At 66.9% G+C, this 19,479-nt stretch carries 19 protein-coding genes; 18 read left to right on the top strand and 1 reads right to left on the bottom strand.

All coding sequences use genetic code 11. The features are described from left to right. Positions 1-5: 5 nt before the first annotated feature. The 5 genes from EII34_RS02730 to hisG are packed head-to-tail and all read left to right on the top strand — an operon-like array spanning position 6 to position 6,067. Entirely contained in the window at positions 6-3,080 is a 3,075-nt protein-coding gene (locus tag EII34_RS02730) for a type III restriction-modification system endonuclease (protein WP_260425032.1), read from the top strand. Between the two features lie 10 nt (positions 3,081-3,090). Next, positions 3,091-3,615 (top strand): DUF3090 family protein, encoded by a 525-nt coding sequence (locus tag EII34_RS02725; protein ID WP_124842682.1) that lies wholly within the window; start codon positions 3,091-3,093, stop codon positions 3,613-3,615. Positions 3,616-3,672: 57 nt separating this feature from the next. Beyond that, complete coding sequence (mshC, locus tag EII34_RS02720) at positions 3,673-4,932, top strand: cysteine--1-D-myo-inosityl 2-amino-2-deoxy-alpha-D-glucopyranoside ligase (protein WP_124842680.1); 1,260 nt, start codon at positions 3,673-3,675, stop codon at positions 4,930-4,932. Between the two features lie 5 nt (positions 4,933-4,937). Then, positions 4,938-5,201, top strand: a complete 264-nt coding sequence (locus tag EII34_RS02715; RefSeq protein WP_124842678.1) for a phosphoribosyl-ATP diphosphatase — start codon at positions 4,938-4,940, stop codon at positions 5,199-5,201. Between the two features lie 8 nt (positions 5,202-5,209). Then, on the top strand, positions 5,210-6,067 hold the full coding sequence (gene hisG, locus EII34_RS02710; RefSeq protein WP_260425031.1) for an ATP phosphoribosyltransferase: 858 nt from the start codon (positions 5,210-5,212) through the stop codon (positions 6,065-6,067). A 6-nt stretch (positions 6,068-6,073) separates the two neighbouring features. Here the strand turns inward: hisG and EII34_RS15870 are convergent, their stop codons facing one another. Beyond that, positions 6,074-6,574, bottom strand: coding sequence for a hypothetical protein (locus tag EII34_RS15870; protein WP_185711144.1), 501 nt, complete (start codon positions 6,572-6,574; stop codon positions 6,074-6,076). Positions 6,575-6,744: 170 nt separating this feature from the next. Between EII34_RS15870 and EII34_RS02700 the strand changes: the two genes are divergently transcribed. The 13 genes from EII34_RS02700 to EII34_RS02640 all read left to right on the top strand — a co-directional run. After that, positions 6,745-7,560: an ABC transporter ATP-binding protein gene (locus EII34_RS02700; RefSeq protein WP_221620178.1), complete on the top strand. Its 816-nt coding sequence runs from the start codon at positions 6,745-6,747 to the stop codon at positions 7,558-7,560. Beyond that, on the top strand, positions 7,557-8,342 hold the full coding sequence (locus EII34_RS02695; protein ID WP_124842674.1) for an ABC transporter ATP-binding protein: 786 nt from the start codon (positions 7,557-7,559) through the stop codon (positions 8,340-8,342). The genes EII34_RS02700 and EII34_RS02695 overlap by 4 nt, the downstream gene beginning before the upstream one ends. After that, the gene (locus tag EII34_RS02690) at positions 8,339-9,622 is read left to right on the top strand and encodes an MFS transporter (protein ID WP_221620177.1); all 1,284 of its coding nucleotides are present in this window, start codon (positions 8,339-8,341) and stop codon (positions 9,620-9,622) included. The genes EII34_RS02695 and EII34_RS02690 overlap by 4 nt, the downstream gene beginning before the upstream one ends. Then, the gene (locus EII34_RS02685) at positions 9,619-11,142 is read left to right on the top strand and encodes an ABC transporter substrate-binding protein (RefSeq protein ID WP_185711143.1); all 1,524 of its coding nucleotides are present in this window, start codon (positions 9,619-9,621) and stop codon (positions 11,140-11,142) included. The genes EII34_RS02690 and EII34_RS02685 overlap by 4 nt, the downstream gene beginning before the upstream one ends. Positions 11,143-11,150: 8 nt before the next feature. Next, positions 11,151-12,860: an ABC transporter permease subunit gene (locus EII34_RS02680; RefSeq protein ID WP_124842670.1), complete on the top strand. Its 1,710-nt coding sequence runs from the start codon at positions 11,151-11,153 to the stop codon at positions 12,858-12,860. Between the two features lie 28 nt (positions 12,861-12,888). Next, positions 12,889-13,971 carry a suppressor of fused domain protein gene (locus EII34_RS02675; protein ID WP_124842668.1) on the top strand — a complete coding sequence of 361 codons (1,083 nt, stop codon included), beginning with the start codon at positions 12,889-12,891 and terminating at the stop codon, positions 13,969-13,971. A 762-nt stretch (positions 13,972-14,733) separates the two neighbouring features. Then, the gene (gene infC / locus EII34_RS02670; RefSeq protein ID WP_124842666.1) at positions 14,734-15,426 is read left to right on the top strand and encodes a translation initiation factor IF-3; all 693 of its coding nucleotides are present in this window, start codon (positions 14,734-14,736) and stop codon (positions 15,424-15,426) included. Between the two features lie 36 nt (positions 15,427-15,462). After that, the gene (gene rpmI / locus EII34_RS02665; protein ID WP_124842664.1) at positions 15,463-15,669 is read left to right on the top strand and encodes a 50S ribosomal protein L35; all 207 of its coding nucleotides are present in this window, start codon (positions 15,463-15,465) and stop codon (positions 15,667-15,669) included. 55 nt (positions 15,670-15,724) lie between these two features. Further along, the gene (gene rplT, locus EII34_RS02660; RefSeq protein WP_124842662.1) at positions 15,725-16,093 is read left to right on the top strand and encodes a 50S ribosomal protein L20; all 369 of its coding nucleotides are present in this window, start codon (positions 15,725-15,727) and stop codon (positions 16,091-16,093) included. A gap of 2 nt (positions 16,094-16,095) precedes the next feature. Then, on the top strand, positions 16,096-16,890 hold the full coding sequence (locus tag EII34_RS02655; protein WP_395858068.1) for a TrmH family RNA methyltransferase: 795 nt from the start codon (positions 16,096-16,098) through the stop codon (positions 16,888-16,890). 141 nt (positions 16,891-17,031) lie between these two features. Further along, positions 17,032-18,216 (top strand): hypothetical protein, encoded by a 1,185-nt coding sequence (locus tag EII34_RS02650; RefSeq protein ID WP_124842660.1) that lies wholly within the window; start codon positions 17,032-17,034, stop codon positions 18,214-18,216. Continuing rightward, positions 18,213-18,563, top strand: coding sequence for a hypothetical protein (locus EII34_RS02645; RefSeq protein WP_185711142.1), 351 nt, complete (start codon positions 18,213-18,215; stop codon positions 18,561-18,563). The genes EII34_RS02650 and EII34_RS02645 overlap by 4 nt, the downstream gene beginning before the upstream one ends. Beyond that, the coding region (locus EII34_RS02640) for a hypothetical protein (protein ID WP_221620176.1) at positions 18,560-19,479 on the top strand (920 nt) is incomplete at its 3' end. The genes EII34_RS02645 and EII34_RS02640, both read left to right, overlap by 4 nt.

Below are 19,479 nucleotides of genomic sequence, written 5' to 3'. Positions count from 1 at the left end.
GGGCGGTGCAGAAAGAAAGAGGTGTGATGAAGCTCCAGTTCAAGGTCCAGCAGTACCAGAGCGAGGCCGTCGACGCGGTCGTGGACGTCTTCGCAGGACAACCGAAGCATGATGGCATCTCGTATCGGATCGACCCCGGACGGGTAGCAGGTGCGCAGGACTCGCTGCTGGACACGGACGCGGGACTGCGCAACGCTGAGATCGCCCTCTCAGACGCCCAGCTGCTGGAGAACATCCACGCGGTGCAGCGCTCCCGGAACCTGCCGTTGTCCACCAAGCTGATCCGCAGCCCGGCGGCCCCGGACGCCCCGAACCTGGACGTCGAGATGGAGACCGGCACCGGCAAAACCTACGTCTACATCAAGACCATCATGGAGCTCCACAAGCGCTATGGGTGGTCCAAGTACATCGTCGTGGTGCCGTCGATCGCCATTCGGGAGGGAGTGAAGAAGACCTTCGACGTGACCGCTGAGCACTTCCAGCAGCTCTACGGCACCAAGCCCCGCTCCTTCATCTACCACTCCTCCCAGCTGCACGAGCTGGAGCGCTTCAGTTCCGACGCCGGGGTGCAGGTGATGATCATCAACATCCAGGCCTTCAACGCCACCGGCAAGGATCAGCGCCGCATCTACGACGAGCTCGACGACTTCCAGTCGCGTCGCCCCATCGACGTCATCAGTGCCAATCGCCCCATCGTCATCATCGATGAGCCGCAGAAGATCGGGGCGGAGAAGTCCCTGAAGTCCTTGGCGCGGTTCAACGCCCTCATGGCGCTGCGCTACTCGGCCACGCACAAGCAGGAGCACGTCAAGGTGCACCGGCTGGACGCGGTGGACGCCTACAACCAGAGGCTGGTGAAGAAGATCGCGGTGCGGGGTATCTCCGTCAAGGGCCTGGCCGGGTCCAACGCCTACCTCTACCTCGATGCGATCGAGGTCAGGAAGGGGGCCAAGCCGCGCGCCAGGGTGGAGATCGAGGTCCAGACCAAGGCCGGCATCAAACGACAGACCAGATGGCTCGACCACGGTACGAACCTCCACGATCTCTCCGGTGGGCTGGAGGCCTACCGGGGGCTGCTCGTCACCGACATCGACGCCACCCGGGACATTGTCGAGCTCAGCAACGGGGAGGTCATCAGCGCAGGCCAACTGGCCGACCGTGACGTCACCGAGGACACCAAGCGGCGCATCCAGGTTCGTGAGGTGATCCGATCCCACCTGTCGAAGGAGCGCGAACTGTACGGCCAGGGCATCAAGGTGCTCTCCCTGTTCTTCATCGACGAGGTGGTCAAGTACCGTGACTACGACCGCGAGGACACCTTGGGTGACTACGCACGGATGTTCGAGCACGAGTACGCCGCCATTCGCGACGAGGTGCTTGATGAGCTGCCCTACGAGGGACAGGCGGCGCAGTACCGGGCCTACCTGCAGCGTGACGACATCTCCCAGGTCCACCAGGGGTACTTCTCCATCGACAAGAACAAACGCCAGATCGACGGCAAGGTCTCCGGGCGTGGCGAGGACAAGGGGCAGTCCGCGGACACAGACGCTTACGACCTGATCCTGAAGGACAAGGAACGCCTGCTCTCCCTCGATGAGCCGGTCAGGTTCATCTTCTCCCACTCCGCGCTCCGGGAGGGCTGGGACAACCCCAACGTCTTCGTCATGGGGATGCTGAAGAAGAGCGACAACACCATCTCGCGTCGCCAGGAGATCGGGCGAGGACTGCGGCTGGCCGTCGATCAACACGGGGAGCGGATGGACAACCCTGTCACCGTGCACGAGATCAACCAGCTCACCGTCGTCACCGACGAGTCCTACACCGACTTCGTCGCAGGCCTGCAGCAGGAGATCAGGGCCTCGCTCACGGCCAGGCCACGGAAGGCCAGTGCCCACTTCTTCGAGGGCAAGACCATTCACACCCACTCCGGGGAACACGTCATCGACCATGCCCAGGCCGCCGCGCTCTACAAGTACCTGGTGAAGAACGACTACCTCAACGAGGACGACACCATCGCAGAGACCTACCTCCAGGCCAAGGAGGCAGGGACACTGGCGGCGCCGACCTCCGAGGTGCTGAAGCCCATCATCGACTTCGTGTGGCCGCTCATCGATGCCCTCCACCTCGACCTGCCGGAGCTCGCCGATGACCGCAGGCCGAAGAAGATCCCGCTCAACGAGGCGAACTTCGCCCGCAAGGAGTTCCAGGAGCTGTGGGCCAGGATCAACCACAAGGCCGTCTACCAGGTGGAATTCGACTCCGACGAACTGATCCGCAAGGCCATCCATCACCTGAACCAGCACCTCCACGTCGCGGCCCTGCAGTACGTCGTCCAGACCGGGGAACAGCAGGACCAGATGGAGGTCGAGGACCTCGAGAAAGGTGCTGGCTTCACCGTGCGGAGCAGCCGAACCCACACCGAGACGGTCAGTGCAGGTTCCCAGGTCAAGTACGACCTGCTGGGGGAGATCAGCGCCAAGACCCAGCTGCTACGACGCACCGTCGCCGCCATTCTCAGCGGGATCATGCCGGGGGTGTTCGCGAAGTTCCGGCAGAATCCCGAGCAGTTCATCACCGAGGCGTCCCGGCTCATCAACGAGCAGAAGGCGACGGTGATCGTCGAGCACCTGACCTACGACACCCTTGAGGACCGCTTCGACTCGGCGATCTTCACCGAGAACCAGAGCGCCCAGGATTTCACCAAGGCCGGGGAGAAGCTGCGCAAGCACATCTACGACTACGTGGTCACCGACTCGACGGTGGAGCGGAACTTCGTCACGGAACTGGACACCAGCTCAGAGGTGGCGGTCTACGCCAAGCTGCCCCGTGGCTTCTTCATCCCCACCCCGGTGGGGGACTACAACCCGGACTGGGCCATCGCCTTCACCGAGGGCACCGTCAAGCACATCTACTTCGTCGCGGAGACCAAGGGGTCGCTGTCCACCCTCCAGCTCAAAGGGGTCGAGGAGGCCAAGATCGAGTGTGCCCGCAGGTTCTTCGCCTCACTGAGCGAGAAGCACGGGGTGACCTACGACGTGGTCACCGACTACTCCGAGCTGATGCAGTTGGTCACCTCGTAGGCTTGGGGTCATGCTTCTGGAGTTTCCGCACCCCGACCGGGTCAGTGTCGGTGCCCTGGGGGAGGTGGGACACCGGACCTTCGTGCTGCAGGTCAGGCAGCGGGAGCAGCTGGCCGCCGTCGAGATCGGGCGCGACGCCGTCATCTCGGTGGCGCGGCGGATCGACTCCCTGCTGGAGGAGGCGGTGCTGCTCGGGTGGCTCGGTGCCCCGCAGCAGGACACCCGGCCGGATCTGCGTCCCCTCGAGGAACCCCTGGTGGTGCTGTTCAGCGTGCGGGCCGTCGGCTGGGCCCTCGACACCGCACGCGGAGCCATCCAGCTGGAGCTGTTCGCGGGAAGTTCCGACTGCGATGCCACGGAGCTCGACACCATCATCCAGATCTGGCTCTATCCCCGCATGGCGCGGGAGTTCTCCGCCCGGGTGGCCCACGTCATCGCGACGGTGGACCCACCCTGCCCGTTCTGCGCCCAGCCCGTCCACGCCGCAGGTCACATCTGCCCCCGGGCCAACGGCTACCGGGCACCGCTGTTCTGACGGACCCTGCCCGGTCGAGTTGCAGCCCTGAGGCGGGAAGGCAGTAGCGTGGTTCCCATGTATTCGTGGGCCCCAGTCGATGTTCCCCGTCTGCCTGCATCCAGCGGCATCCCTGACAGGCTCCGCCTGTTCGACACCGCCTCCCAGAGGCTGGTCGAGGTGGGGCCCGCCCGTGGTGAGGCCCGGATCTACGTCTGCGGCATCACCCCCTACGACGCCACCCACCTGGGGCACGCCAACACCTATGTCACCTTCGACCTGGTCAACCGGGTGTGGCGGGACCTGGGGCTGGAGGTCAACTACACCCAGAACGTCACCGATGTCGACGACCCACTGCTGGAACGGGCCCGTGAGACCGGCCAGGACTGGGAGGAGCTGGCCGAGGACCAGACCGAGCTCTTCCGCTCCGACATGGTGCACCTGAGGGTGATCCCACCCACCCACTACGTCGGTGCGGTCGAGTCCATCCCGGATGTCGCCACCCTGATCGAGAAACTCCTGCCGAGCGGCCTGGTCTACCAGGTCGACGACCCGGAGCATCCCGACTGGTACTTCCAGACCGCTGCGGCTCCCGGCTTCGGGTCGGTCTCCGGGCTCGACGAGCAGCAGATGATCGAGCTGTTCGCCGAGCGTGGGGGTGACCCGGGGCGTCCCGGCAAACGCCACCCGCTGGACTGTCTGCTGTGGCGTTTCGCCCGCCCTGAGGAACCGAGCTGGACCTCACCGCTCGGCCCGGGGCGTCCCGGTTGGCACATCGAGTGCACCGCCATCGCCCTGGACCGGTTGGGACCTGCCTTCGACGTCCAGGGTGGGGGCAGCGACCTGGTCTTCCCCCACCACGAGATGTGCGCCGCCGAGGCGGTCGTCGCCTCGGGCCGGCCGATGGCCACCGCGTACGTCCACTCCGGGATGGTCGCCCTCGACGGCGAGAAGATGTCGAAGTCGAAGGGCAACCTGGAGCTGGTGAGTCGGTTGCGCAACAAGGGGGCCGATCCGATGGCCATCCGGTTGGCGCTGCTGGCCCATCACTACCGCTCCGACTGGGAGTGGACACCCGCCGAGCTGGAACGGGCCGAGCAGCGTCTCGCACTGTGGCGCTCCGTGCTCAACAACGGCACCGGCCTGCCGGTACACGAGACCATCGCGGAGGTGCGCAGCGCCCTGCGTGACGACCTCGACGCGCCGCGGGCGCTCGCTGCCGTCGACACCTGGGCGGCGGCGAGTCTCGCCGTGGAGGGTGACGATCCCGAGGGCATCGAGCATCTGGCCGAGGCCGTGGACGCGTTGCTCGGCATCCGGCTGCAGACACTAGTCTGAGCGCCGTGAAGACCTTTGACGAGCTCTTCGAGCAGCTCACCAAGACCGCCCGCACCCGTCCGGAGGGCTCCTCGACCGTCGCCCGTCTCGATGCCGGGGTCCACGCCATCGGCAAGAAGATCGTCGAGGAGGCGGCCGAGGTCTGGATGGCGGCCGAGCACGAGTCGAAGGAGGACGCGGCGCTGGAGATCAGCCAGTTGCTCTACCACCTCCAGGTGATGATGATCTCCCTCGGCCTGGATCTCGACGACGTCTACCGCCACCTGTGAGGCCCACCATGACCACGGACATGCTCAGGATCGCCGTGCCCAACAAGGGGGCACTGGCCGAGGCCGCCGCACGGATGCTGCGCGCCGCAGGGTACCGGCAGCGCACCGACCCGAAGGACCTCACGCTGATCGACGAGGTCCACAACGTCGAGTTCTACTACCTGCGACCCCGGGACATCGCGGTCTACGTCGGTGAGGGGCACCTCGACGTCGGCATCACCGGCATCGACATGCTGCTGGACTCCGGGGCCGATGCCGAGGAGGTCATGAAGCTCGGTTTCGGGGGCAGCAGGTTCCGGTTCGCCGCTCCCGCGGGCAGTTCCTGCAGTGTCGCGGATCTGGAGGGCAGACGGATCGCCACCTCCTACCCCGGTCTGCTGGGGGAGTGGCTCGCCGGCCAGGGCATCACGGCGAAACTGGTCAAGCTCGACGGGGCCGTCGAGTCCGCCATCCGCCTGGGGGTGGCCGACGTGGTCGCGGATGTCGTGGACACCGGCACCACCTTGAAACGGGCGGGACTGGAGATGTTCGGTGATCCGATCTGCCACTCCGAGGCCGTCCTGATCCGTCGTTCCGGTGCCGACGAGCCGGAGGGGCTGGCGTCGTTGCGCACCCGGCTGGAATCGGTGCTGGTGGCACACAACTACCTGATGATGGACTACAACGTCGCGGAGGAGGACCTGCCTGCGACGACGGCCCTGGCGTCCGGGGTCAACGGGCCGACGGTCTCCCGCCTGGCACAGCCCGGGTGGTTGGCGGTCCGGGTGCTGGTGCCGAAGAAGGGCGCCCACATGCTGATGGACCAGCTCTTCGAGGCCGGGGCCCGGGGGATTCTCCTCACCGAGCTCAACGCGGTCCGGCTGTGAGTGGGCTCAGACGATCCCACGCTTCTTGAGGATCGCCTCGATCTCGTCGATGTCCTCGTCCACCGGGGCGGCCTTCCTGGCCGGCTGCGGGGCCTGGGGCGTGCCCGTCGGGGTCCCGGTATCGGGCGTCGTCGAGGACGAGGCACCGACGGCCGGTCTGCGAGGTCCTGCCTGGGCGGCCTTGGCGCGTGGCTCCTTCGGGGCCGCCGCGCGCTCCCGCTTCGGGATGAATCCACTGACCACCAGCAGCAGCACCCCGGTCGCCCCGAGCCCCGCTCCCCAGGTCATCGTGTCGTTCCAACCGGTGCGCTGCGCCCAGGCGACGAGACTGCCGATGCCGTTGACCAGGAGGATGGACAGCCCGGTCAGCTGGAGGGCGAGCGGGATCAGCGCCAGTCCCAGACCGGCGACCAGCACCCGAAGACTGCGGCCACGGGCGAACAGCCCTGCGGTGATGGCGACGATGACGGTCATGACGGCGATCGTGATGAACAGCGCGGTTCCCATGGACCAAGCATTCCACAGCTGGGCGGCAGAGGTGGATACCTCATGATGACGATGTGGACTTGCATTCTCAATTAGGCTCACTTAGGTTGTCTGTCATTCGTCTCGGGGCAACTGCCCCGATGCCGCCCGACATCCGTCCAGCGCCCACCACGCGGCATGCAAGGAGAACAGTGACCAGCCCAGTGGCCCAGGTGAGCAGGCTCACGGTCCGATTCGGTGACGTGACCGCCCTCGAGGCCCTCGACCTCACCATCCACCCCGGCGAACGTGTCGGGTTGATCGGTGAGTCCGGTTCCGGCAAGTCGATGACCGCATCCGCGCTGCTCGGTCTCCTGCCGCTCGGTGCCGCGGTCACCGGCTCGGTCACGCTCCGGGGCACCGAGATCATCGGAATGCCGGAGAAGCAGCTGCGGGCTCTGCGCGGTGACGCGGTGGGGCTCGTCGCACAGGACCCCAGAACCGCCCTCAACCCGCTCGTGACCATCGTCGACCAGGTGGCAGAACCACTACGGGCCAAGGGGGTACGTGCCACGCAGGCCCGCAACAGGGCGATCGAGCTGCTCCGACAGGTTCAGCTGCCGAACCCCGAGAACCTCGGCCACCGGTACCCGGGCGCCCTGTCCGGAGGACAACGGCAACGGGTCGGCATCGCGATGGCGCTGGCGGCGAATCCCGCTCTGCTCATCGCGGACGAGCCCACCTCCGCCCTCGACGTCACCGTCCAGGCCGGGGTGCTCCGCCTGTTCGCCGATCTGCCCGAGGACTCGGCGCTGCTGTTCATCACCCATGACATCGCCGTCGCCGCCCTGCTGTGCAACCGCCTGGTCGTGCTGCGTGCCGGGGTGAAGGTGGCCGACGGTCCCACCGCCGAGCTCATCGCCTCACCACCCCACGAATACGTCGAGGAACTGCTGCTGGCCAGTTCCTCCACCGCGCTCCCGGACACCTGTGAGTCGCTCAACCTGATCCACCGGGAGTCCGCATGACGATCCGCCTCCAGGCCCGTGGCCTGAGCCGTGCCTACCGACCCGCCGGGCTGTGGGCCTCCCTGCGTCGAATTCCCGGGGTCCAGGCCGTCGATGGTGTCGATCTCGACCTTCGGGCCGGGCAACGCCTCGGGATCGTGGGGGAGTCAGGCTCGGGCAAGTCGACCCTGATGCGTCTGCTGCTGGGGCTGGAGAAACCCGACGCCGGGGGTGTCACCCTCGACGGGCGTGAGGTCAGGGCCGGTGCCGACCTCGCCTGGTTCAGGCGCCAGGTGCAGTTCGTGCCGCAGGACCCGTCCAGCTCGCTCAACCCGCACCTGCGGATCCGCGACTGCGTTCGTGAGCCCCTGCAGTGCCTGGGCATCGACGCAGACCACGCGACCAGGGTCCAGGCCTGCCTCGAGGCGGTGGGACTCGACCCGGGCCTGGCGGAGCGCTACCCCGGTGAGCTCTCCGGGGGCCAGCGGCAACGTGTCGCCATCGCCCGTGCGCTGGCTCCGTCGCCCGCAGTCATCGTCGCCGATGAGGCCGTCAGCGCCCTCGACGCCCTCGTGCGGCTCCAGGTCATGACCACCCTGCGGGAGATCTGCGAGGCCGAGGACGTCTCCCTCATCTTCATCTCGCACGATCTCGGGGCCGTGTGCTACCTCTGCGACTCGGTACTGGTGATGAGCCGGGGCAAGGTGGTGGACTCGGGACCGGTGCCCGCGGTCTTCGAGGCGCCGACGGCCACCGAGACCCGCCAACTGGTGGCCTCCGTCCCGGTCCAACCCGGAGCGTGACCGTGCTGAGGCAGGTGGGGCGCAGCGACTCACTCGGGTTGTTGTGGCGGTTGCCGACCGCGCTGCAGCTCCTGGTGGTCAGTCAGTTCGCCTTCAATGTCGGCTTCTACCTGGTGGTGCCGTTCATCGCTGCCCATCTCAGCGACGACCTGGCACTGGCCGGCTGGATCGTCGGGCTGGTGCTGGGGCTGCGAACCTTCTCCCAGCAGGGGCTGTTCTTCCTCGGTGGCGCGCTGGCCGACCGGTTCGGCATCAGGCGCACGATCCTCCTCGGGGTGTCCATCCGGATCCTCGGTTTCGTCGTCACCGGGATGGCCCGTGACGTGTGGTCGATCATGCTCGGTGTGGTGCTCATCGGGTTCGCCGCCGCCTTGTTCTCGCCCGCCGTGGAATCTGCGATCACCGCCTGGGCGGGAGACCTGGAGCAGGAAGGAGGGCCACGTCGCGTCGAGGTCATCGGCCTCGAGGTGATGGCCTCCAAACTCGGGACCATCGTGGGGCCGTTGCTGGGCGGGGTGTTGCTGGTGATCCCGTTCGCCACGACCTGCCTCGTCGCAGCCGGCATCTTCGGGTGCATCCTGCTCGCGCACCTGATCTGGTTGCCCGCGGGCTCCCGAGCCGGTGCCTCCAGCGGGATCCGGGAGTCCATGGGCGACGTGCTGGGCAACCGGCTCTTCCTGCTCTTCGCGCTGATCCACTGCACCTATCTGCTCAGCTACAACCAGCTCTACCTCGCACTTCCCGTCGAACTCCACCGGATCGGTGCTCCCAGTGCCAACATCACCTGGCTGTTCGGACTGGCCGCTGTGCTGGTCATCGGTGGTCAGCTGCCGGTGACCCGCTTCGTCGCCCGGTGGAGCGTGGCGAAGGTCCTCGGCTGGGGGTACGCACTCATGGCGGCCGGTTTCCTGGGGGTGGCCGTGCTGGCCGTGCTGCCGGTCCTGCCCGGCTGGTTGGCCTACCTGTCAGCGGTGTGGTTCGTCCTCGGGCTGCACCTGGGACAGATCCTGGTGCTGCCGGCCGCACGCACCGTCGTCGCGGAGCTGGCAGGTGGGAGACGCCTTGGCTCCCACCTCGGGATGCTCGCCTCCGTCGGCGGTGTGGCCGTCCTGTTGGGCAGCACCGCGATCGGGGTGGTCCTGCCCCGGGCCGCCACCACCTCCGGCCTGGCCTTCCTGCCATGGCTCCTCCTGGCGGTACCTCCCGCCCTCTCAGCCGTGGGTGCCGTCGCCTTCAGTCGACGGCACCTCGACCCCTCTTCCAGGAAAGGAAACCGATGAATCGAATCCTCGGGCTCGTGGCTGCTGGAACAGCAGTCCTCACCCTCACCACCGGATGTGTGGTGACGGGCAACCAGAACTCCGGGAACTCCACCTCGGCAGGAGCCGCCGGTGAGGCCGGTGGCCCCCGGCTGCGGGTGGCACTCAACTTCGCTCCTGTCGCCGAGCTGTCCCCGTACACCGACGACGCATCCAGCCTCATGAGGCTCGGGGTCTCCGAGTCTCTCATCTCCATCGACGCCGACGGGGCTCCGCAACCCGCCCTGGCGGAGAAGTTCGAGATGGTGGACGAGATGACCGCGAGGTTCACGCTTCGTCCCGGGGTGACGTTCCACGACGACACCCCCGTCACCGCGACGGCGGTCGCAGCCAGTCTCAACGCCGCTCTCGAGGCCGACCCGGCACCCAGCACCGTCTCCGGGCGGGACCTGACGATCACCGCGGAGGGTGAGGACGTCGTCACGGTGAAGGCCGCTGAGGCCGATCCGATCCTCATCATGCGGTTCGCGAATCCGGACATGGTGATCCTGGCCCCCAAGGCCTACGAGAAGAACCCGAACCAGCCCGATCCCATCGATGCCGGAACGGGGCCGTTCGAACTGACGACGCTGAACGGCAGCACCCATGCCACTCTCGAGGCCAACACCGGCTACTGGGGTGGCACCCCCAAGGCGGCCGGGCTCGACGTGCAGTTCATCTCGAAGGCCGATGCCCGGGTGAATGCGATGCGGGCAGGGGAGCTCGACGTCTTCCAGAACGTGCCCGTGGCGCAGCTGCCCAACATGGACGGCTTCACCGTGGAGTCCCGTCCCATCCCACGCACCAGCGGGCTCTACCTCAACACCCGCAGCGGAGCCTTCGCCGATTCCGGCCTTCGGGTGGCGGCGGCCAAGGCCATCCAGGGCGACGTCATCGCGAGGACGATCTTCGAGGGTCACGCAGATCCGGCCAAGGGCATCTTCCGCGGTGACGTCGAGTGGACCAGGGATCGTGTCGCCCCGACCTATGCGGAGGCGAAGGACCCGGCCGGGACCGCCATCACCATCGCGACCTACTCGGATCGTCCGGAGCTCTCGGAGGCCGTCACCGTCATCGCGGATCAGCTTCGCAGCGCGGGCTTCGTCGTCGAGACGCCGGTGGTCAAGGAGTACACCGTGTTGGAGCCGGAGATCATGGCCGGGCAGTACGACATGGTGTTGCTGTCGAGGATGTACATGTCCAAGGCCAATGATCCGTTGAGTCTCGTCCAGCTGGACTTCACCTGTGAGGGCGGCTACAACCTCTCCTTCCTCTGTGATCCGGCCGTGGACGAGGTGGTCTCCGCGGCCACCGGCAAGTCCGATGTCGCCGAGCGGCGCGCTGCCGCGGTGGAGGCCGAGGCACTCGTCCTGGGCTCAGGGGCCTACATCCCGGTGGTCCACGAGCAGGTCCGGATCGGACGGGTCAACGAGCTCTCCGGGCTGGCCCAGGACCCGCTGGAGTGGAAGATGATCACCGAGCAGACCACCATCAGCAGGTGAGCTGAGCCGTGACCAGGTCGAGTCTGCGTTCCCTCCCCGTGCTCATCGGGGCGTTCCTGGTGGCTGCCCTGTTCGCGGGGTCACTGCCCTGGCTGACGGGCAGCGACCCCGCGCGAACCGTGCTGCGTGCCCGACAGGTGGAGCGCGACGCGGACCCGGCCGCACTGGAGGCCATCCGGCAGAGCCTGGACCTGCCGGAGAACCCCTTGCTGGGCACCTGGCAGTGGATCGTGAAGGCCTTTCGGGGAGACTTCGGGGTGTCCTGGGTCAGTGGCACCCCGGTTGCCGAGAAGGTCGGCTCCTCGCTGCTGGTCTCGCTCAACCTCTCCGGGATGGCGGCAGCGACGACCCTGGCCCTGGGCTTTGTGTGTGTGGGACCGATGATCCTGTCCGTCGGGCGTGGGAAGGGGGGCACGTCGCGAGTGCTGCGGGTGGTCTCCTCGGTGCTCGCCGCCCTCCCCGAGTTCGTGCTCGCGGTGCTCCTGGCCTTCATCTTCGCGGTGAGGCTGCGTTGGTTCCCCGCGACCGGTTGGCAGACCGGTCAGCACGCCGTGCTGCCGGTGGCCGCGATCTCGGTCGCCTCGGTCGGGGTGCTGCTCCGTGTTCTCATGACCGCGGTGACCGCCGTCGCGGATGAGGACTGGGTCCGCACCTGGCGGGCGAACGGGGCCCGGCCCGCCCGGATCTCCGCCGAGGTGGCCAGGCGGGCGCTCGCCGTGGTGCTGCCCCAGGTGTTCCTGCTGCTCGCCGGGATCGTCGGGGCCTCGGTGGTGGTGGAGGACACCTTCGCCATCCCGGGGCTCGGCCGTACCGCTCTCAACGCCGCACTGGCCCAGGACGTCCCCGTCGTGCAGGGAGCGATGGCGGTGCTGGTGCTGCTGGGGGTCGTGGTCGGTGCCCTCGGCAACCTGCTCCACCACTGGCTCATGGCTCCAGCCCTCGGTGCCGGACAGGGCACGGCGTTGGTGCGTCACGTCGGTACCGTGCGGCGCGGCTGGGGATGGTGGTCGTGCGTGGCGCTGCTCGTGGTCCTCATCGTCGGTGGCTGGTTCCGCAGCAGCGCCATCGACCCCCTGTCCCGTCACCAGGGCCCTTCCTGGGCCCACCCCTTGGGGGCGGACCACGTCGGTCGTGACGTCTGGGCCCGTGTCGGGGAAGGGGCGTGGTTGACCATCGGCTCCGCAGTGGCGCTCACCCTCATCTGCCTGGTGATCGGGCTGCTCGTGGGGTTGGCCTCCCGGGAGGGATCGGCCGGGATCACCGACATCCTCAACGCCATCCCGTCGGTCTTCCTCGGGGTGGTGCTGGCGGCGGCACTCGGGCCCGGGATGTTCAGCGCCTGGCTGGCGATCTGCATCGTCGGGTGGATTCCGCTGGCGGTCCATGCCAGGACACTGGCGGCCGAGGCGAGGGCGGCCGGGTTCCACCAGGCGGCGATCACGTCGGGGGCCACCAGGTGGTGGATCACCCGTCGGCACATCCTGCCCAGTGTCTTCCGACCGGTGCTGGGGCACGCCCTGGTCAGGTTGCCGCACCTGGCGCTGGCATTGACCGGGCTGAGCTTCCTCGGTCTGGGGGCCGGACACGACTCCCCGGAGTGGGGCAAGATGCTCTCCGACGCCGTCAGCCACATGGAGCAGGCGCCGTGGACGGTGCTCTTTCCGGCCTTGGGGCTGGTGCTGCTGGGACTGGTGACCAACCTTGCCAGGGCGGAATGACCACTGGTCGGCGGATAGGATCGCGAGCATGACGAAGCACCACGACGACGTGACCAAGAAGTACGACGACGAGGGCTCGGCCCCTGGCTGGGAGGCCATCGACGCTGCCTGCCTCGGCCTCTACCCTGACCAGGGTGAGCCCTTCCACTACGGCACCATGCCGTTCTCCTTCTTCCAGGACCCCGGGCTCGAGGGGGTCTCGGTGTACCGGGTGGCACAGCCGGAACCGCACTGGCACTACGTCTCCTACGGGCTGAGTGACCTGTTCGGGGAGCAGGACGGACCGGATGGGTACGGGGACTCCGGTCACGGCTTCGAGCTCACCTTCAGGCTCGCCGACCCGCAGGTGATGACGGCCACTGAGCCTCCCACCTGGCCGATCGACATGATGCAGAACCTGGGCCGTTACGTCTTCGCCACCGGGAACCGCTTCGGGGCCAACCATCACATGGACGCGGGTGGGAGGATCGCGCTCGAGGAGGACACCGAGCTCACCGCCCTCGGTTTCGTGGCGGACCCTGATCTCGGGGAGATCGAGACCCCGAGTGGGAAGGTCCGCTTCACCCAGATCTTCGGACTGACCGGGACGGATCTGTCCGATGTCAAGGCCTGGAGTGCCGAATCGCTCTACGAGTTGTACGGTGCCCGGTTCCCGAAGTTCATCACCCATCTGGACCAGGGCCCGCTGCGCGACGACCCGGAGGTGGCCCGGCTCATCGAGGAGGGCAAGCTGCGCGACGGCTCGCAGATGGCCCGGACCTTCGTCGAGCGCGTCGGGGTGGCCGAGGTCGAGGGCAGACTGGAGATCACCATCGGCGCCCGGATCGCGGGGGAGGTGCCCGGCTACCTTCAGGGCAGGCTGCCGTTCGGGCGGGACTTCATGCTCATCGGCAACGAGGACGGCCTCACCTTCGAACCGGCCGATTCCACCTCGTGGGAGCTGGGTGAGGAGGAGAACTTCCTCCGGCTCACCCCAGCCGACCTGGAGCAGGTCGTGGCCATCCTCGAACCGAAGCGGGGACGCCACCAAGCCCCGGCCGGGGTGGTGTGGATCATCGAGCCCACCGAGATGAGGGACCCCGAGGGCAACGTCGTCGAGGTCATCGGGTAACAGGGCCACGCGGACAGGTTTCCGGCAGGCACCGCAGAGTATCGACGCGACCCGATGTCGTGTTGGACTCGGACTCAGTGTCGCTCGGGTGCGGGCTGCCGGAAACCGCTCGTACCCCTGCCGTCCCGTGCCTCCGTCGCCCGGCCCTTCGCGGCTCACCTCGGTCACGAATCGCCGTTCTGCTTTGCTTGGAACGTTTCAAACGCGATCTCACCGAAACAAAGCGGCGATTCGTGACCACTCCATTCTTCGGTCACTCCCTCCCGGCGGCCTCCGCTGCGCGCTGATTCACCTGTCTTGGGTTGGAAACGCCTGCCTTGTTTCACTTCGCCTGCCCAGTTGGACAGGTGAGCCGCCGTTGAGGCAGGCGAGCCACACCCAACACAGGCGAACCCGAGACAAGGCAGGCGAACCCGCCGCGGTCACCCGACGCCGATGGCTCGCCCGGCGGAGAAGTGTCGAACCGGGGCCCGGAATGGCACGAAGGGGCGCCGTGTCGAGACCTGCTGTCACCCAGTCGGGTTTGCCGGTCCTGGCGCGTGCTCGGCTGCCTTCAGGCGGCGGCTGTTTGGTCGTTCCCGGTTGAACCGGTAAGGTGTGCAGGTGTTGACAGCGACGCGGAAGCGTTCGCTCATGGAAGTGGAGGCCTGACCTCCCACCTGGGCCGCCGGGGCGGTCGGGTCGGAACGCACCTCAGGTGCGTCGTCAGGCCTTCGCGCATGCGCGAAGGCCTTCTTCCGTGTCAGCACCAGCACTTCGACCTTGGAGGAACCCATCAGCACTGAACCGCGGATCAACGAACGCATTCGAGTACCCGAAGTCCGACTCGTCGGCCCCAAGGGGGAGCAGGTCGGCATCGTGCGTCTGGAGGACGCACTCCGCCTCGCGGTGGAGAGTGATCTCGACCTCGTCGAGGTGGCTCCGCAGGCGCGTCCCCCGGTTTGCAAGCTGATGGACTACGGCAAGTTCAAGTACGAGGCGGCGCAGAAGGCACGTGACGCCCGCAAGAACCAGTCGAACACCATCACCAAGGAGATGAAGCTCCGTCTCAAGATCGACAACCACGACTACGAGACGAAGAAGGGGCACGTCGTGCGCTTCCTCAAGGGCGGCGACAAGGTGAAGATCACCATCATGTTCCGCGGCCGTGAGCAGTCGCGGCCGGAACTGGGAATCGAGCTGCTCAAGCGGCTCGCCAACGACGTGGCCGAGTTCGGTTTCGTCGAGTCCGCTCCCAAGCAGGACGGCCGGAACATGCTCATGGTGCTCGGCCCCACGAAGAAGAAGACCGAGGCCAAGGCCGAACAGGCCGAGGAACGGGACCGTCGCATGGAGCAGCGGAAGGCCAACGCCGAGGCGGAGAAGGCTGAGGAGGCCCGGCTCAGGGCCGCAGCACAGCCGTCGAAGAAGAAGCGCGGCCCCGCCGACAACATGGACCCCGACATCGACCTGTGACCCGGGTCGAGCTGAGATACAGAAAGTGAGCAGACAATGCCGAAGATGAAGTCGCATTCCGGCGCCAAGAAGCGTTTCAAGGTCACCGGATCGGGCAAGCTCATGCACCGCCAGGCCAACCTGGGCCACCTCAACGCCCACAAGTCCTCCAAGCGTCTGCGCAGCCTCAAGGGCAACACCGAACTGGCCGCAGCCGATGTGAAGCAGGCCAAGGCCCTGCTGGCCGGGCACCCCGGTCGCTGAGCCCACCCATCCCCTCGTTCCCCTGGCCGTTCCGGCCGTCATCTAAGGAGTCAACATGGCACGCGTCAAGCGTTCTGTGAATGCGAAGAAGAAGCGTCGCGAGGTCCTCGAGCTCGCCTCGGGGTACCGCGGGCAGCGCTCGCGCCTGTACCGCAAGGCCAAGGAGCAGATGCTCCACTCTGCCACCTACGCCTATCGTGACCGTCGCGCCAGGAAGGGTGACTTCCGCGCCCTGTGGATCCAGCGCATCAACGCCGCCGCCCGTGCGGAGGGCATGACCTACAACCGCCTCATCAACGGTCTGAAGAACGCCGGCGTCGAGGTGGACCGCAAGATCCTGGCCGATCTGGCCGTCACGGACAGCAACGCCTTCGCCGCCCTGGTCGCCGTCGCCCGCGACAACCAGGCCCCGGCAGCGGCCTGAGCGTGACCGAATCCGGCAACGCAGCACGCGAGCTCCCGAGCTCCGTGCTGCGTTCTTTTCGTCGTCTGACCCAGCGTCGTGGTCGTGACCTGGCGGGGGAGTTCCTCGTCGAGGGGCGACAGGCGGTGCGTGAGGCGTTGGCCACCGAGAGTCTGGTCACGGCCGTCGTCGTGGCCGATCCCGAGCGGCACCACGACCTGCTGGCGGGTGTGGACGTGCCCGTGTGGGTGGGGTCACAGGCCGTGATGCGGCAGCTGTCGGACACCGTCACCCCGCAGGGTGTGGTCGCGGTGTGTCGCCAGCCCCGATTCGGCTGGGAGGACCTCACGGATGCCCGCCTGCTGGTGATCTGCGCCCAGGTCCGGGACCCCGGCAATGCGGGAACCGTCATCCGTTGCGCCGATGCGTTCGGGGCCGACGGGGTGATCCTCACCTCCGGCTCGGTGGAGGTGTGGAACCCGAAGACCGTGCGTGCCTCCGTCGGGTCGCTGTTCCACCTGCCGATCCTGACCGGGGTGGAACTGGCCGAGGCCGTGGCCCGGGTCCACGCCATGGGCATGCAGGTGCTGGCGGCCGACGGCGACGGCGAGCCCTTGGATCTGCTGGCCGCCTCGGGCAGGCTGGCCCGGCCCTCCGCCTGGCTGATGGGCAACGAGGCCTGGGGCCTGCCCGAGGCTGACGCGGCCCTGGCCGACCAGGTGGTCGCCATCCCGATGTGGGGTGGGGCGGAGAGCCTCAACCTCTCCTCGGCGGCCGCGATCTGCCTGTACCAGACGGCCTCGGCCCAGCGTCGCTGACCTCTGCACAGCAGGTTTCCCTCTGGTAGCATCGCGGCATCCCCCGGATTTGCTCGGAAGGACGCGACGATGCTCCTGGCTGGTTCAACCTTTTGTTGCGAGGTACCCGACGGCTGGTCCGTGGCCAGGGAGCCTGGATGTGTGATCGGCACGGCTCCGGCTGCGCTGACGGGGTTCACGCCGAACGTGGTGTTGCGGGAGTCGCAGGTGGAGGAGCGTCCCGATGCGCTGGCTGCGATCAGTCAGGCGAATCTACGGGGTCTGCAGAACGGAATTCCGGGCACGCTGGTGTTGCAGATCGAGGCGTTGCAGCAGCACGGGGCCGAGCATCGCCGGGTCTGTATGTTGTCCCCGGCCAGGCCTGAGGAGGTCCATGGCAACACCATCTCGGTGCTGAGCATCCAGGACCTCGTCGTGGCCGATGGTGTGGTGGCCGAATTGACCCTGTCGGTACCGTTGTTCGACTTCCGGCCCTGGGATGAGAACCACAACATTTTGGAGACCCTGCGGCTGCTGCCTCCCGAGGAGCGCGCCAAACCACCGACCACGTCAGATGTTCCCGAACCGACGCTGGACGTGTGGGCCTCGAGCCGTGCTGGTGCGCCTCGTGAGGATCTGTCGGTGGTGGCGCTGCCGGAGTTGGTGCTCCCGGCTGAGCCGTTGACGGTCAGCTCCGCGACGGCGGCCACCATCGTGAAGGGGGCCTCCCGTGGCCTGTTCCCGAAGGTCAAGGGCGAGGCGCGCGACGAACTGGCCGAGGCTGGCCTGGTGGACCGGAAGGGGAACCTCGTCGGGGACGGTTTCTGGTACGGCAGCCACTTCTACCAAGGACTGCCCTGGGTTCTGCACACCACGGCCCCGGCGAACACGGATTTCCGGTTCTGGATGACTGATTCCACCACCGTCTTCCTCAGCCCTCACCCCGGACTGTCGGGCAAGTATCTGCTGGGATGGACCACGACCTATGACTTCTTCCGGGTCATGTTGTCCTGGGTTGGCCATCGTCCCTCGTGGCCGCTGGAGGTGAACCTGTCCCTAGCCATGAGGCAGGTGCAGGTGAAGGTGGAAGACGGCATCGTGCCATCCACAGGGTCCCCGGATGAAGCCGAGTTCTGCGCTCAGCGCTGGAGCGCTTGGGCCCTGGACTGCCTTGCCGTGGACCGCTCCGTCACCTGGTTCCATACTGCTTCGCGTGGGGACGCTCTGGCCTTCGCCGCCCCACCGCCCGCCAAACGCGACCAGCTGATCCTGGAGCAGGACCCGCTCGACCCACTGTGGGCCGTTCTCATCCAAGGCATTGTCTCAGCGCAGGAGGAACAACTGTGACTTTTCATCGTGTGAAAGCAGACGCCTGCTACGAGATCTTCACCAAGGTGGAGACCGAGGCGGAGCAGGCCGCCCAGACCCACAAGGCTCTCTCCGGGGACATCGACGCCCTGGGCGCGCTGTTCACCGGGGAGAGCAGCATCCTCGCCTCGAAACTCAATGGGCTCTACAACCGCATCCTGACTGAGGGTATGACCTCTGCCGAGCAACAGATCACCAATGCTGCTGCCGGTGGTCGGGCATCGGTGGCCGCAATCCAGGCCGGACACTACGAGATGGCCGACCAGACCGCCAAGGACGCCCACGCAGTCGATGAGGTCCGCATCACCGATGGGAAACCAGCATGAGTGTCAACACCGATGGTCTGATGAACTGGCCTGACCCCGCATCCTTGCAGGATGCCGCCCTCACCCTGGTTGAGCGTGGGACCAGCTTCGCCGAGGAGATCGACAACGCGCATTCGATTTGGCAGGGGCTCACCGCCTGTTACGAATCCCCTCACCAGCATCTGCTCTACTCCTCCTTGGACTCCGCCCAGGCCGATGGGGATCAGGTCGCTGCTGGATGCGCGAGCATCGCTTTGGCCATCGATGCCTTCGCTGAGGCCGTCCACGCCCTGAAGAACCGTAGGCAGGCCCTGCTCGAGGACGCCGCCACCTTCAACGCGAAACAGCTCGACCCAGACGCCGAGGACCACCTCGACAAGGTTCGGGAAGGGGATGCGCTCCAGGGGCGCATCGATGCTCTCGTCAAGGAGTACAAGGCAGCCATCGAGGAGTGTCACGCCCAGCTCAGCGCGATCAGCAACGCGGGCCTTCCCGGGGACACCTCCGTCCTGGACGACATCGCGCGGGACAGCGCACTCACCACGGCCACCACGGTGGCCGAGAGCCGCAAGGTCCGCATCCACCGTGCCGTCAGGAGAGTTTATCTCCGCATCGGAGAGCACCGCTTGAGGTTTCTGCCATATCGGGTGCAGTGGAAGACCGGTGCTCGGCACTGGGACAAGGCCTGGGGCTCACCCCCACCAGCCGCACCCGGGGACATCGGAACGAAGATCCGCACTGGTTTCTTCGAGACGATCCTCGGCCCCAAACCAGGCCAGTACGGCCGACCCCATGTCTTCTCCTCAGAGGTCAAGACTTTCTTCAAGGGGAAACTCGGTGTCGGTGTCCAGAGCACGGTCACCACCAAGATCGGCACCTCCGGCTGGGGCCGAGCAGCCGGACGAGGCCTGTTCGCCGCCGGGATCGTGCTCACCTT

Source organism: Arachnia propionica, from assembly GCF_003859805.1.
GTDB lineage: Bacteria > Actinomycetota > Actinomycetes > Propionibacteriales > Propionibacteriaceae > Arachnia > Arachnia propionica_C.
This window is presented reverse-complemented; position numbering and strand designations above follow the sequence as displayed.

Excerpts from the sequence above, each read along its gene's own strand:
- EII34_RS02675 (WP_124842668.1), top strand. The coding sequence starts at position 12,889 with ATGACGAAGCACCACGACGACGTGACCAAGAAGTACGACGACGAGGGC.
- mshC (WP_124842680.1), top strand. The coding sequence starts at position 3,673 with ATGTATTCGTGGGCCCCAGTCGATGTTCCCCGTCTGCCTGCATCCAGC.
- rpmI (WP_124842664.1), top strand. The coding sequence starts at position 15,463 with ATGCCGAAGATGAAGTCGCATTCCGGCGCCAAGAAGCGTTTCAAGGTC.
- EII34_RS02685 (WP_185711143.1), top strand. The coding sequence starts at position 9,619 with ATGAATCGAATCCTCGGGCTCGTGGCTGCTGGAACAGCAGTCCTCACC.
- EII34_RS02725 (WP_124842682.1), top strand. The coding sequence starts at position 3,091 with ATGCTTCTGGAGTTTCCGCACCCCGACCGGGTCAGTGTCGGTGCCCTG.
- rplT (WP_124842662.1), top strand. The coding sequence starts at position 15,725 with ATGGCACGCGTCAAGCGTTCTGTGAATGCGAAGAAGAAGCGTCGCGAG.
- EII34_RS02695 (WP_124842674.1), top strand. The coding sequence starts at position 7,557 with ATGACGATCCGCCTCCAGGCCCGTGGCCTGAGCCGTGCCTACCGACCC.
- EII34_RS15870 (WP_185711144.1), bottom strand. The coding sequence starts at position 6,574 with ATGGGAACCGCGCTGTTCATCACGATCGCCGTCATGACCGTCATCGTC.
- hisG (WP_260425031.1), top strand. The coding sequence starts at position 5,210 with ATGACCACGGACATGCTCAGGATCGCCGTGCCCAACAAGGGGGCACTG.